This window comes from Chryseobacterium sp. ON_d1 (assembly GCF_006829085.1).
Taxonomy (GTDB): domain Bacteria; phylum Bacteroidota; class Bacteroidia; order Flavobacteriales; family Weeksellaceae; genus Chryseobacterium.
Map to the genome: position 1 here is coordinate 106,453 of NZ_BJTC01000014.1, position 13,016 is coordinate 119,468.

12 protein-coding genes are annotated in these 13,016 nt (G+C 36.2%); 6 read left to right on the forward strand and 6 right to left on the reverse strand.

Translation table 11 applies throughout. From position 1 onward, the window contains the following. Positions 1–140 precede the first annotated feature (140 nt). The 4 genes from CRS_RS20355 to CRS_RS20370 all read left to right on the forward strand — a co-directional run bounded on the left by CRS_RS20355 (position 141) and on the right by CRS_RS20370 (position 3,775). Positions 141–788 carry a porin family protein gene (locus tag CRS_RS20355; protein WP_142725788.1) on the forward strand — a complete coding sequence of 216 codons (648 nt, stop codon included), beginning with the start codon at positions 141–143 and terminating at the stop codon, positions 786–788. A 160-nt stretch (positions 789–948) separates the two neighbouring features. Next, complete coding sequence (locus CRS_RS20360) at positions 949–1,542, forward strand: porin family protein (protein ID WP_142725789.1); 594 nt, start codon at positions 949–951, stop codon at positions 1,540–1,542. Between the two features lie 439 nt (positions 1,543–1,981). Further along, on the forward strand, positions 1,982–2,689 hold the full coding sequence (locus CRS_RS20365; RefSeq protein WP_142725790.1) for a porin family protein: 708 nt from the start codon (positions 1,982–1,984) through the stop codon (positions 2,687–2,689). Between the two features lie 366 nt (positions 2,690–3,055). Then, positions 3,056–3,775 (forward strand): porin family protein, encoded by a 720-nt coding sequence (locus CRS_RS20370; RefSeq protein WP_172617122.1) that lies wholly within the window; start codon positions 3,056–3,058, stop codon positions 3,773–3,775. 96 nt (positions 3,776–3,871) lie between these two features. On the opposite strand, the gene CRS_RS20375 is transcribed toward CRS_RS20370, so the two are convergent. The 6 genes from CRS_RS20375 to CRS_RS20400 form a co-directional block, all read right to left on the reverse strand. Continuing rightward, a complete protein-coding gene (locus tag CRS_RS20375; RefSeq protein ID WP_142725792.1) occupies positions 3,872–4,819 on the reverse strand; it encodes a glycerophosphodiester phosphodiesterase family protein in 948 nt (315 codons plus the stop codon). Between the two features lie 144 nt (positions 4,820–4,963). Then, positions 4,964–6,463 carry an amidophosphoribosyltransferase gene (gene purF, locus CRS_RS20380; protein ID WP_142725793.1) on the reverse strand — a complete coding sequence of 500 codons (1,500 nt, stop codon included), beginning with the start codon at positions 6,461–6,463 and terminating at the stop codon, positions 4,964–4,966. 99 nt (positions 6,464–6,562) lie between these two features. Next, the gene (gene purC / locus CRS_RS20385) at positions 6,563–7,285 is read right to left on the reverse strand and encodes a phosphoribosylaminoimidazolesuccinocarboxamide synthase (RefSeq protein WP_142725794.1); all 723 of its coding nucleotides are present in this window, start codon (positions 7,283–7,285) and stop codon (positions 6,563–6,565) included. 36 nt (positions 7,286–7,321) lie between these two features. Further along, positions 7,322–8,017, reverse strand: coding sequence for a DUF3307 domain-containing protein (locus CRS_RS20390; RefSeq protein WP_142725795.1), 696 nt, complete (start codon positions 8,015–8,017; stop codon positions 7,322–7,324). Between the two features lie 2 nt (positions 8,018–8,019). Beyond that, positions 8,020–8,625, reverse strand: coding sequence for a SatD family protein (locus CRS_RS20395; RefSeq protein WP_142725796.1), 606 nt, complete (start codon positions 8,623–8,625; stop codon positions 8,020–8,022). 445 nt (positions 8,626–9,070) lie between these two features. Then, positions 9,071–10,990 (reverse strand): endonuclease, encoded by a 1,920-nt coding sequence (locus CRS_RS20400; RefSeq protein ID WP_142725797.1) that lies wholly within the window; start codon positions 10,988–10,990, stop codon positions 9,071–9,073. 191 nt (positions 10,991–11,181) lie between these two features. On the opposite strand from CRS_RS20400, the gene CRS_RS20405 reads away from it, so the two are divergent. Together CRS_RS20405 and CRS_RS20410 are read left to right on the forward strand one after the other, a co-directional pair. Continuing rightward, positions 11,182–12,321: an acyl-CoA dehydrogenase family protein gene (locus CRS_RS20405; protein ID WP_142725798.1), complete on the forward strand. Its 1,140-nt coding sequence runs from the start codon at positions 11,182–11,184 to the stop codon at positions 12,319–12,321. Between the two features lie 18 nt (positions 12,322–12,339). Beyond that, positions 12,340–12,837 (forward strand): DinB family protein, encoded by a 498-nt coding sequence (locus tag CRS_RS20410; protein WP_142725799.1) that lies wholly within the window; start codon positions 12,340–12,342, stop codon positions 12,835–12,837. The last annotated feature ends 179 nt before the right edge of the window (positions 12,838–13,016 follow it).

Sequence of the window (13,016 nt, forward strand, 5' to 3'; positions counted from 1 at the left end):
ACTAAGTGATTTTTTTATTGATTTTACTCATGAAAAATATTTTTGGCAAGCAATTTGAAAGATACTCTGCGTTCAACTGAAAATGTTGACAAGTAGTAAAATTTAAAATTAAGAAAGAGTAAAATTAAAAAATTAAAGTTATGAAAAAGTTAATTTTAGGATTAGCGTTAACTGCAGGAACATTCGCATTCGCTCAACAGACAACAAATACATCTTCTAATCCGGTAACATTCGGGGTAAAAGGAGGAATGAACGTCTCTTCATTATCTAACGGTGCAGATCTAAGTGACTCTAAATCAAAAATTGGTTTTAATGCAGGAGTTTTTGCTAATATTCCATTAGCAAGTTCTTTTAGTGTACAACCGGAAGTAATTTACAATGATTTGGGTTCAAAAGTAACAAGAGAATATACTGTACTTGGAAATAATTATAAAAGTGAGTATTCAAGAAATTTAGGTTATGTTGCTGTACCGGTAATGTTTCAGTACAACGCAACACCGGAGTTTTTCCTTGAAGCGGGACCTGAATTTGGGTTTCTTGTAAGTGCCAAGGATAAGTTAAAAAATTCAACTAATAATAGTAATAGTACACAGGTTGCAACTCTTAACAAAGATGATTTCCAAACTTTCAACTTTGGTATCGGTATTGGTGCAGGATATTACTTCATTCCTAATTTAGGAATTACAGCAAGATATACTGCAGGTCTTACTGATATTTATAAAAACAACTCTGGTGATGCAGTAAGAAACAACGTATTTCAAGTAGGACTAGCTTATAAATTCAAATAAGCTTATACATTCACTAACAAATTTTATATTCAATAGAAAAGATCAGATTATTTTAATCTGGTCTTTTTTTATGTCTGATTAACAGCATGTTTACTTTGGCATAACATTTGATAGTTAAAGAAATGTTAAATAAAACTTAAAAACTATTAAATAAAAACTTATGAAAAAGATTTTTTTAGGTCTTGCATTAGTAGCAGGAACTTTCGCATTCTCTCAGAAGACTTCAACATCTACTGCCTCAACTTCTCCCGTTAGATTTGGATTAAAAGCAGGTCTTAATATTTCAACTCTTACTGAAAATGATTTCAATTCTAAAGCAGGATTCTACGGAGGAGTATTTGCCAATATTCCAGTAGCGCAGGACTTCTCATTCCAACCGGAAGTATTGTACAACGGAATGGGAGCAAAGATTAAAGGTGCTAATGATCTTAAAATAAATCTGGATTATATTTCCGTACCATTAATGCTTCAATATAATGCTCTGCCTAACCTATATTTAGAAGCAGGACCTCAGTTCAGCTTTTTGATTAATTCAAAACTTAAATCTGGCTCTAATTCCGCAGATGCTAAAGACTTATTTAAAGGTTTTGACTTCGGAATTGGTCTTGGTGCAGGATATTATTTCACACAGAATATCGGGGTTACAGCAAGATATGTTGCAGGTTTAACAGATGTTGCTAAAAACAGACCTGATCTGTCTGAAGATAAAGCTAAAAACGGAGTATTCCAGATCGGTTTAGCTTATAAATTCTAAATAGGGTTAAGCTTTTAAGCAGCAAAATTTTCTATTCAATATAAGGCCGGATATTTTATCCGGCTTTTTCAATTTATTGATACTGTTTTGGCAAGAAATTTGCGTATTGAGTTAATGATTGTACCTTATTCCGGAAATTCTCATTTCACGGTTTTTGTTTTTGCAACAAATATGGGCAGCTTCAGTTGATCAAACAATTGAAAATCAATAACTATTACCATTATAAACTTTTAACGAGAACCGGATTATGTGAGTGCACTTATTGCAGCAGAATACTTATAGAGTATTTTGTTTAATGATTAAAATACATTTTGATTTCAATAGAAAAAGTCAGGTTTATTAGTTTAAGCCTGACTTTTTCGCATACAGTATTATTTTTGTCTTCTTTTGCTTTTATGGCAGATCTTTTGCTGCAAAAAAGAAAACTAAAACTTTAATCATGAAAAGAGTACTTTTAGGGCTTACATTGGGTGGATCACTTTTAATAAATGGCCAGGAAAAGGAAAAGTCAGCTGCTTCCTCCTCTCCTGCCAGATTTGGCGTTAAAGCAGGATTCAATATGTCCAAGTTTAGCTCTGGCAGCAGAGACAACGCTGAGAATAATGAAAAATTAAAACTTGGTTCTCATATTGGAGTATTTGTCCATATTCCTGTTTCAGAAAAATTCAGTGTACAGCCGGAGCTTCTTTTTAGTCAATCGGGCTCTAAAATTGAAGAAAAATACATGTATGCCTCAGCTTTTGATGGGCATATCATAAGACAGGAATTCAGCTATAAAACCAATCTGAATTATCTTGTCCTTCCTGTAATGGTCCAGTATAATATCCTTCCTCAACTGTATGTAGAAGCAGGACCTGAATTCGGAGTTCTTTTAGGAGGAAAAACTGAAGGAGATCAATGGACTGAAAATTCATATGGTGGTACAGTAAGTACTCATAGTGAAAGCTTTTCCAATAATATTCCAATGAAGCTTTACAATAGGTTTAATTTCGGGATAGGTTTTGGTGCAGGATACAGTTTTACTCAAAGTTTTGGTATTACAGCAAGATTCACTGCTGGTCTAACAGGTATTTTTAATAGTGATTATAATGATAATAAAGTAAGGAATAATGTACTTCAGGTTGGAGTAGCTTATAAGTTTAAATAGAGATATTTATTATTTTCAAAACTATACCGGACCTTTTTATAAGTTCGGTATTTTCATGTCTTACCGTAAAAAAACAGCTTTAAAAGTATTCTTTAGCTTTTAAAAAGTATTTCTTTTTTCAAATTTGTATCATTTTAATTATTTATAACAATGCCTGTTTGGCATTAAATTCTTCTCACAAAAACGGCATCCGTCAATCTATTTATTCATTATAATGGGAAAAATATTGTAAAAATTTTTCCAAAAAACCGATCTGAAAGCCTTATCAGCAAAGGTTTTTCAACTTTGGCAAGCATTTTGCAAAATAATTCGAGTCCGATTGAAAAGTCAGACTTTACACAAATAGTAAAATTAAAAAATAAAATTATGAAGAAGTTATTTTTAGGATTGGCATTAACTGCTGGTACATTAGCTTTTGCTCAGGAAACAGCAACGAAAACTGAAACAAAAACAGTAAATCCATCACCACTAAAAAAAGATGTTCAACCGGTTAGATTCGGGATCAAGGCAGGGGGAAACTCAGCTTATTTCAGTCAGCAGAAATTCGGTATCAACAGCCAGCAATTAGGTTTCCACGCAGGGGCATTCGTTAATATTCCACTTTCAAGACAGTTCAGCTTACAGCCAGAGGTACTATACAACCAGATGGGTGCAAAAGATGTGATCTCTTCTACAGAAACAGATAACGGAGTAACGAATATAAAAACTAAAGTAGAAGACAGAGTAAAAATGAACTATATCTCAGTTCCGTTAATGGTTCAGATGAGACCTGTAGATAATTTTTATATTGAAGCAGGACCTGAATTCAGTTATTTCATCAACGGGAAAAATAAAGGAGAATCAACTGTAGCAAGCACTACAGGAGGTGTTACAACTACTACTACAAGTTCTCACTCTACAGATATTGATAAAGATCAGATCAACAGATTCAATTTCGGATTAGGTCTTGGTTTAGGATATGATATCACGCCGAACATTGGTATCAATGCAAGATATGTGAACAGCCTTACAAAAATCGATAAGAGCAGACCGGCAGCTGAAAACAACAACAGAGTATTCCAGTTAGGTCTTAACTACAAATTTTAATCAAAGAACCAATTTTTTAACCCTAAGTGCATTAACCTGCACGCATAAAATAGCCGGAAGAAATTCTTCTGGCTATTTATATTTAAAAATAATCATTTATTCAAATATTCTCGGATCATCAGTAATAACGCCGTCTATTCCCATCTCTTTCAGCTCTTTTAATCTCTCTTGGGTATTGACAGTCCAGGGAATCACCTTCATCCCTAAAGCATGGCACTCCTTTACTAGCTGTGGGGTTACAAGCGTATGATCAGGGCTGTAAATGGTAGGAGTAAAACTAAGGAACTTCATATCTCCCGCTACTCCGCTCAGATGATCGGGGTACATTCTGAATTTTTCTGCAGAAATATTTTTAAAATAAGCCTGCTGCTGAGCCAGTTTTTGATCATCTACCTTTTCTACAAGCAAAGCAGTCTTGATTTCAGGATATTCTTTATGAATTATTTCCAGTGTTCTGGGATCAAAAGACTGAATAATCACCCTATCCTGTATCTTTTTTTCAACAATAACCTTCATCATCAGATCAACAAATTCTCTAGGCTCCGGATGAAATATATTGTCAGAAAAAGGTCGGGTCTTGGTTTCTATATTATAATAAGGCAGCGGCCTTTTCAGTTCACGGGCATACTTCTCACATGCATCTATTACGTCTGAAAACAAAGGTTTCTGAACCTTTATTTTCTTTTGATCAGGATACTTATCAAGCTTTTTTAAACCGACATCAAACGTTTTAATCTTCGCATAGGGCATTTCATAGATTTTATAATAGAAACCTGAGTCTTTTGGAATATAAGTACCATCCGGCTTTGTTACAAGCTCCGGAGAAAGGAAAGCATCATGGGAAAGAATGACCTTTTTATCTTTTGTGATGGCCAAATCCATTTCCAGCGTTGTTATATTCATTTTTAAAGCATTCTTCATAGCCGGAATCGTATTTTCCGGATAAAGAGATTTTCCTCCGCGATGGGCCTGTCTGTCAAAAGATTGTGAAGCGTAAAGCTGTGCAACGGTCAGAAAAATACCTGTGAGCAATATGTTTTTCATATCCATAAGTTTTAATCGGACAAAATTAAAACTCCACTGTATACTGTATAATACAGGTATATTAAGCTTTTGCTACATTTTAAAACCAAAAGAACCGGACTTCAAGCCCGGTTCTTTTTTATATCATTTATTTTCAATTAAAGATCAATTGAATAAATCCACTTCCTCTCCTTTTCCTACAGGATATTCTTCTGTAAAACATCCGAAGCAATGGTTAGCTGAACCTAAAATTTCTTTCAGATTATCTATGCTTAAAAACTCCAAGGAATCTACTCCCAAATAGTTTTTAAGTTCTTCCGTAGACATATTGGCAGAAATCAGATCATCTTTTGAAGGAGTATCAATTCCCAGATAGCATGGCGCAATAATGGGTGGAGAAACACTTCTGAAATGAATTTCTTTTACCCCTGCATCTTTTAAAATCTTAACCAGCCTTTTTGAGGTTGTTCCACGTACAATAGAATCATCAATGATCACGACTCTCTTATCTTTCATTTCAGAGATAATCGGGTTCAGCTTAAGGTTTACTACCCTTTCCCTCATTTCCTGTGTAGGAACAATGAAACTTCTTCCGATATATCTGTTTTTGATCAGGACCGGACGGAACGGTATTCCGGATGCCTTTGAGAAGCCAATAGCAGCAGGAACTCCGGAATCCGGAACTCCAATAACCAGATCAGCATCTACAGGAGCCTGCTCCCAGATTTTCTCTCCGGATTTTTCTCTGATCTCATACACATTAATATTTTCTAAGGTAGAGTCAGGTCTTGCGAAATAAATATATTCAAAAGAACAGATCCTCTGTTTTCCTTTCGCCTCATCCACCATATAAGAATGAAGTTTTCCTGGCTCGTTTTCATTGGTGTAAATGATCTCACCCGGAAGAATATCACGTACATACTGGGCACCTACAGCATCCAGAGCAACAGACTCAGACGCTACTACATATGACTTTTCATCAATAGCACCCAATACCAATGGACGGATACCATTGAAGTCTCGGAATGCAAAGAATTTATTTCTTGTCATTCCCACTACAGAATAAGCTCCTTCAATCTTTTCCATTGTTGCCTTAATGGCGCCTCGAAGGCCTAAATCAAGGTTTTTCTGAATCAGCCTCAGAATCACTTCAGAATCGGAAGTCGCTCGGAAAACCACTCCTTCAGCTTCTAATTCCGCTTTTAATTCTTTTGCATTGGTAAGATTACCATTGTGCGCTATAGAAAGTATAATCTGATCGTATTCGTTTTTCGCAAAAAACGGCTGGAAATTATATTTCTTTTTATCTCCTGCAGTAGTATATCGGGTATGCCCGATTGCAGAATTTCCCATAAAAGTTTCAGGTTCCTGAATTTCTTTATAAACATCCAAAACCAGTCCCTCGTCTTTCATGTTGGTGATTTTCCCCTCCTTTAAAACGGAAATCCCACAAGCTTCCTGACCTCTGTGCTGTAATGCAAAAAGCCCGAACTGTGAAAGGGAGAATGTATCCAGATCACTATCTGAATACAATCCGAAGATCCCACACTCTTCATTCGGCGCATCCAGTCTTTCCTCTTCCTGAGTTCTGAAAAGATTTCTGCCGTAAGTCTGGGTTTCAAACTGTTTTAAATATTCACTTTTATGAATGTCTAAACTTTTCATTTCTATTTTTTCTAAATTAAAAGATTAAAAAATTTAATGATTAAAAAGATTACAGCCTGTTTAATTTTTAAATGGTTTAATCTTTAAATAAATTAAATCTTATTTCTGTAAAAGATTTTTAAGACGGTTATAGATCTCCACATAAGCCTCAGTAACTTCTCCTAAGTCTCTTCTGAATCTGTCTTTATCTAATTTCTTCATGGTATCTTTATCCCAAAGTCTGCAGGTATCAGGAGAGATTTCGTCTGCTAAGATGATTTCACCCTCTGAAGTTTTTCCTAATTCGATTTTGAAATCTACCAGAATGATATTGATTTTGTCAAACAGGTCGATTAGGATGTCATTGATATCTGAAGACAGCTCATACATTTCGTCAAGCTCTTCATAAGTAGCTGCTCCTAAGAAAACGGCATGGTGGTCGTTGATAAGCGGATCTCCCAGCTCGTCTTTTTTATAGCAGATATCGAAGATGGTTACCGGAGATTTAATTCCTTCCTCAACTCCTAATCTTTGCGCCATGCTTCCTGCAGAGTAGTTTCTTACCACCATTTCCAAAGGAATGATAGAAACTTTTCTTACCAGCTGCTCTCTTTCGTCTAGTTTTTTGATGAAATGAGTTTTGATCCCTTTTTCATTTAAATATTCAAAAATAAGGGTCGTGATGGCATTGTTCATTTCCCCTTTAAGGTCTACCTGACCTCTTTTCTGAGCATTAAATGCGGTAGCATCGTCTTTGAAACGAACTACTACTTCATCAGGATTATCGGTTGCAAATACCTGTTTTGCTTTCCCCTCGTACAACATTTCTTTCTTTTGACTCATAATTTTACTTTCTAAATTGTAGTTAGATTTATTGATTTATTTTATTATTATTCCTGTTAAGACAGCCAGTCCAAAACTCAGCAGTGTACCAATCAATACATATTCTGTAAGTTTTCTCTGTTTTGCCTGTGCAAGATCACTGAACCTGAAAACAGATTTGGCAGCGACCATGAAACCTACGCCTTCCCAGTGATTCACCATGATAAAAGTGAAAACCAGCAGACGTTCTAAAATTCCGATATATTTTCCGGCACTTGATAAAGATTCGGTTTGAATATTGTTGGGGCCATCCGGAGCAGGCGTCCATGATGATAATAAGATTTTGATAAAAATAGAAGCAGGTGCTGTCAGAAACAGTGCCGCCATGATGATCTTTAAAAATTCCTGATTCTGTAAAAAACCAAAGCTGAATTCCCGGAAATAGAAAGAAACTCCGGCAATGACTAAAACATGCAGCAGCTGGTCAACGAAAAACCACATTTTCTTAGTCTTTACATTTTGAAGCTTAAGTTTGGCAGCATCAATAATGAAATGGGTAATCCCCACCAGAATTGCCACCCACCAAAGCTGCAGATCCCAAAGAAAAATAAAGCTTAAAACAGTGTGAACCAAAACGTGAAGATATAAAAACTTACTTTTCAGTGTATGGTTCTCCTTATCTGCAACCCATGAATTTGGCTGAAGTATAAAATCTCCGAGTAGATGTGCCAATATGAGTTTGATAAAGATCATGCCTATAGTTCCGAGATTTTCTTTCTGAAATACTGATTGGTTTCCACAATGAGCTCATAGTTGGCTCGTTTCAGTCTCTGGCTTACCGAAGACTGTGAAATGGCAAATCTTTTAGCAAGATCTTCCTGGGTAATATCCTGATTCATGATCATCTCATGAATGATCTCTGCCGTAGCCATTGTCCAGTTATCAAAATCTTTAGACGACCATTTCAACAGAATATTAAGATCTCTGTCTACCGGGTCGCTGGATGTTTTGATCGCAACGGTATGACCGTCACTTTTAAGATCATTAAGCAGCCTTCCGGAATTGACATACGCAGTACCGTTAGATTCGGTAATTTTCTCAGAAGAGAAACTTTCTTCGCCAATACCTATGGCCATTCTTACATCTAAATTTTCCAGACTTTTAATAAGTGATTTAATGGCTAGAAAACGCCAGAAAACGTCATCAATCTTGCATTTGAACTGAAATTCATCTCCTCTGTAGATTTCCCATGTGTGAGGAGCGCTTCCCCATTTTTCGAGAAGATTTTTAAGCCTGGTAATCCAAACTTCAGTGTCCGCATGCTGTGAATTTATAATATCACCGGTAATGACCGCTATCATACTGCAAATATAAGCATAATTACTTATATATAAAAAATATAAGCAGAAACACTTATAGATATTGATTATTAGCAGATCTGCTTATATCGATAATATTGTAAAGATAAGGGTTTTAAGGCTTTATACAGAATTCAAAATAAGAAAAAAGCAAAAAAATGTTCAATGTTCTGTTATTGCATCGGCTTTAACTCTACTTTTTTATATTTATTATAGTAAGAAGCTGTTCCTGCTATCCGTTATACTCCTCGCTCCATAGCTCTCCCACACTAAACCCCATACACACTCAAATCCAACTGTGGGATAACCGCTACTATCAGGGGCTAGGACAGTTATTGCGAGCAAAGCGAAGCCATCTCTTGAATTATTTCTACACCATATAAAAGTAGACCTAACAGGTTTTAAAAACCTGTTAGGTCTGGCTGTTAGTATTTAAATCTGATTTTATTTACCTTTTAATAAACTGATGGGCCTTCTCATCAAGCTTCAAGAAATAAATTCCCGTAGGAATACCCTGTACGGAAATATTCTTCTTATACCTGAAAGGATCTTTTTCCGTATAGATTACCTTTCCAGAAAGATCTATGATTTGAGCTGTTTTTACTTTTTCAATCTCTCCTTTTACATAAAGATTATCATAAACCGGGTTTGGATAAACTGTAAATTCATGATCAACAGCAATCAGCTCTGCAGTGGACAATGTACCACCAAGGTCCTGACAGTAATTGGACGGATATGAATCCCATTCACTGATGTTGAATGTGCTGTTAGGCTGATTAACGGTACTTTTTCTGTACAAAGATACATTTCCGTTATTATTGGTTGTAAATTTCACCCCGATAGCATCTACAGTAACTGTTTTATTATAAGCAAGCTCTACATAGTTGCCCCCTGAAAACATCATCGGATCAGAAGCCGTTACAAATCTTGCCTGTGCACTTGTATAACAGGATAACGTGGATTTTGGATTCAAAATAACGAAAGTTTCATTGTTTCCTACCTTCCCCTCCAGTTCATAGGTATCTCCGCTATAAAAAGCTCCTGTACTTGTATTTTTAAACTGAATATTAATCCTGTAATTATTTAAATTAACTTCATGTCCGGTTTTATTGACAATTTCCAGTGCATTATTCTTAACAGTATTGGAATTGTTGTTCGTTCCTGATATATATTTCGTGATCATGAGATCCGGAGCATAAGAGTCCGAGGCGATCGTTGAAGCGGTCAACGTATTGCTGAAGGGAGATTCAAGATATGCTTTATCAAAAGCTTTCACTGTAAAAGTATAGGTTGTTGAAGGACTCAGGTGGTCAATACTTATAGAAGTTCCTTTTGTAACAGCAACAGGTGTTGTTGAACCGTTCATATATACCCTGTAGCCTAAAATATCAGAATCAGGAGAAGCCGTCCAGTTCAGATTGATAAAATAAGCATTCTGTTGGGTTGAAGCCAGAGATCCCGGAGCTGCCGGAGCAATATTATCAGGCGTTTCAGACCAGATCATATCAATCCATTCCGGATGATCAATAAAAGGATTTCTGTTCTTTTGTAGCGTATATATGGTGTTATTCCTGTCAATTTCTCTTTGGGAGACAGGATCCATTGCACTCCACTGCTTCAGCATGGCCACATATGGAAGGTCGATAGCCCTTTCTTCCGTTCCGTCAAGCGGGCATTGATCAGTTGCAGGAGTAAGATTAGCTGATGTAGTATAAGCTGTATTGAATGAGCCCAATTTCCCTTCATATCTTACAGCAAAATACAACAAACTCCTTGCAATATCTCCCTTGAATTCATTAATAGGCTCATAAACTCTTCCTGTATAGGGATAATTGGGGATTGCTGCATTTGATATCCTCGAAGTATTGTTGAAAATATAATGGTTGGTAGTATTGCCAACTCCATAAGGATAATTACTCCTCCTCTGATTGATATATGCATCAACAGGAATAATAAAGTTCAGATCGGAATACATCGGGTAATCACTGATTGATGAGCTTGTACTGAAGGTGCTTTGAGGCATCATATGCTCTCTGTTGTAGCCCATTCCTTCCACACTGGCACCCGCAATGATCTGGTCCACTGTATATTCATAAGAATCAGGCCCTGAAGGAATCTCAGAATAGATATCCAACAGGTATTGAGTATTGGAAGCGTCATGATCATAATATTTGTCAAGATCAGTCTGCCCATACAATACTTTAAGATCATCATAATGCCAGTTGATCATTTTTTCCGAAATAATATCATGAAGTTTTGATTTCAGAGCATATCCCGTCAATCCGGCTGTTCCATCATAATATCCCGCAGGAGCCTGCGCAGATAAACAAGAAGAAATTAAAATGATAGGAAGTAGAATTTTTTTCATGCTTTAAAAATTGGAGAGCTAAAATAGTGAATTAAGAAATGTCAAATAATGAATATTTTATTAAAAAGGTATTAATTTTTAAAACATAAAAAATTGAAAATTAAAGGCATTGCCCTTCAATATTATGAGTAAAATAATTTTTTTTTAGCATTCCATCAATTTGGTTATCTTTGGGAACTAACTATTATTATATGAATACAGAGACTATTGACAACATCAAAATGATAGCGGAGACAGCAAGAGAATTTGCAGAAAAGAATATCCGGCCGAATATTATGGAATGGGATGAAAGCCAGATATTTCCGAAGGACTTATTCCACCAGTTGGGTGAAATGGGTTTTATGGGAATTGTAGTTCCTGAACAATATGGAGGTTCCGGATTAGGATATCATGAATATGTTACCATTCTGGACGAAATTTCTCAGGTCGACCCATCAATCGGTCTTTCTGTAGCAGCGCACAATTCACTATGCACCAATCATATTTATGAATTTGGGAATGAAGAGCAAAGACACAAATGGCTTCCTCAGCTGGCATCCGGAAAAGTAATCGGAGCCTGGGGACTGACTGAGCACAATACCGGTTCAGATTCAGGAGGAATGTCCACTACTGCGGTAAAAGACGGAGATGAATGGATCATCAACGGAGCTAAAAACTTCATTACTCATGCGATCTCCGGAGATATTGCTGTGGTAATGACAAGAACAGGAGAAAAAGGGGCTAAAAATAATTCCACAGCTTTTGTTTTAGAAAAAGGAATGCCTGGATTTACTTCCGGTAAAAAAGAAAATAAATTAGGAATGCGTGCCTCTGAAACGGCAGAACTGATTTTTGACAATGTACGCGTGCCGGATTCTCACCGCCTGGGCGAAGTAGGTGAAGGTTTTAAACAGGCCATGAAAGTTTTGGACGGAGGCAGAATTTCTATCGCTGCATTGAGCTTAGGTACTGCAAGAGGAGCATATAAGGCTGCGTTGAAATATGCAAAAGAAAGACATCAGTTTGGAAAACCCATTGCTGATTTCCAGGCCATCAACTTTATGCTGGCAGATATGGCAACAGAAATTGATGCTGCCGAACTTTTGATCCAGAGAGCTTCAACCCTGAAAAATGCAAAGCAAAAGATGACTAAAGAAGGAGCTATGGCAAAGTTATACGCATCTGAAGCTTGTGTAAGAATCGCCAATAACGCTGTACAGATCTTCGGAGGATATGGCTATACAAAAGACTTCCCGGCTGAAAAATTCTACAGAGACTCTAAACTTTGTACCATTGGTGAAGGGACTTCTGAAATCCAGAGGCTGGTTATCGGAAGAGATATAACAAGATAATTTTAAATCCCGATACAAATGATTAAAAAGGCACTTTTAGGTGAATTTCTGCATGAAGCCGAAAACACCAGAAAAATTTTAAAAGCCATCCCTGACAGCGCACTGGACTGGAAACCGTCTGAAAAAAACTGGACAACAGGCCAGCTGGCTTCTCACATTGCGGAAGTATATAATTGGTATGAACCCACTTTCAATCAGGACACTTTTGATATGGGTGCCTATAAGTATGATAAAGGAGATATTTCCAAAACCGAAAATATCCTTGCAAAATTTGAAGAAAATGTTGCCAATGCACAGAAGGCTCTGGAAAATTCCGATGAAAACACTTATTTTAATGAGTGGAAAATGGAAATGAATGGGAATATCCTTTTTCCGCCATCTCCGAAAATTCAGGTGATAAGAGGTTTTCTTTATAATCATTTGTACCATCACAGAGGTGAGCTGGTTGTTTATCTGAGATCAACAGGAAATAAAGTTCCCGGTCTTTATGGCCCTACTGCTGATGATAAAATATAATTGAAAATTATCAACTCTATAAGAATGACATATACCTTGGTGTATGTCATTTTTCTTTTAAAGACGAGCGCTTTAAATTATACTCAATGCATTGCATAATAAATTAAGTAAACAGTCTAAATTTTTCTTAAAAATTTTTGTTTTTCATAATATATTTTTTGTTAGATTTGATATTCCAC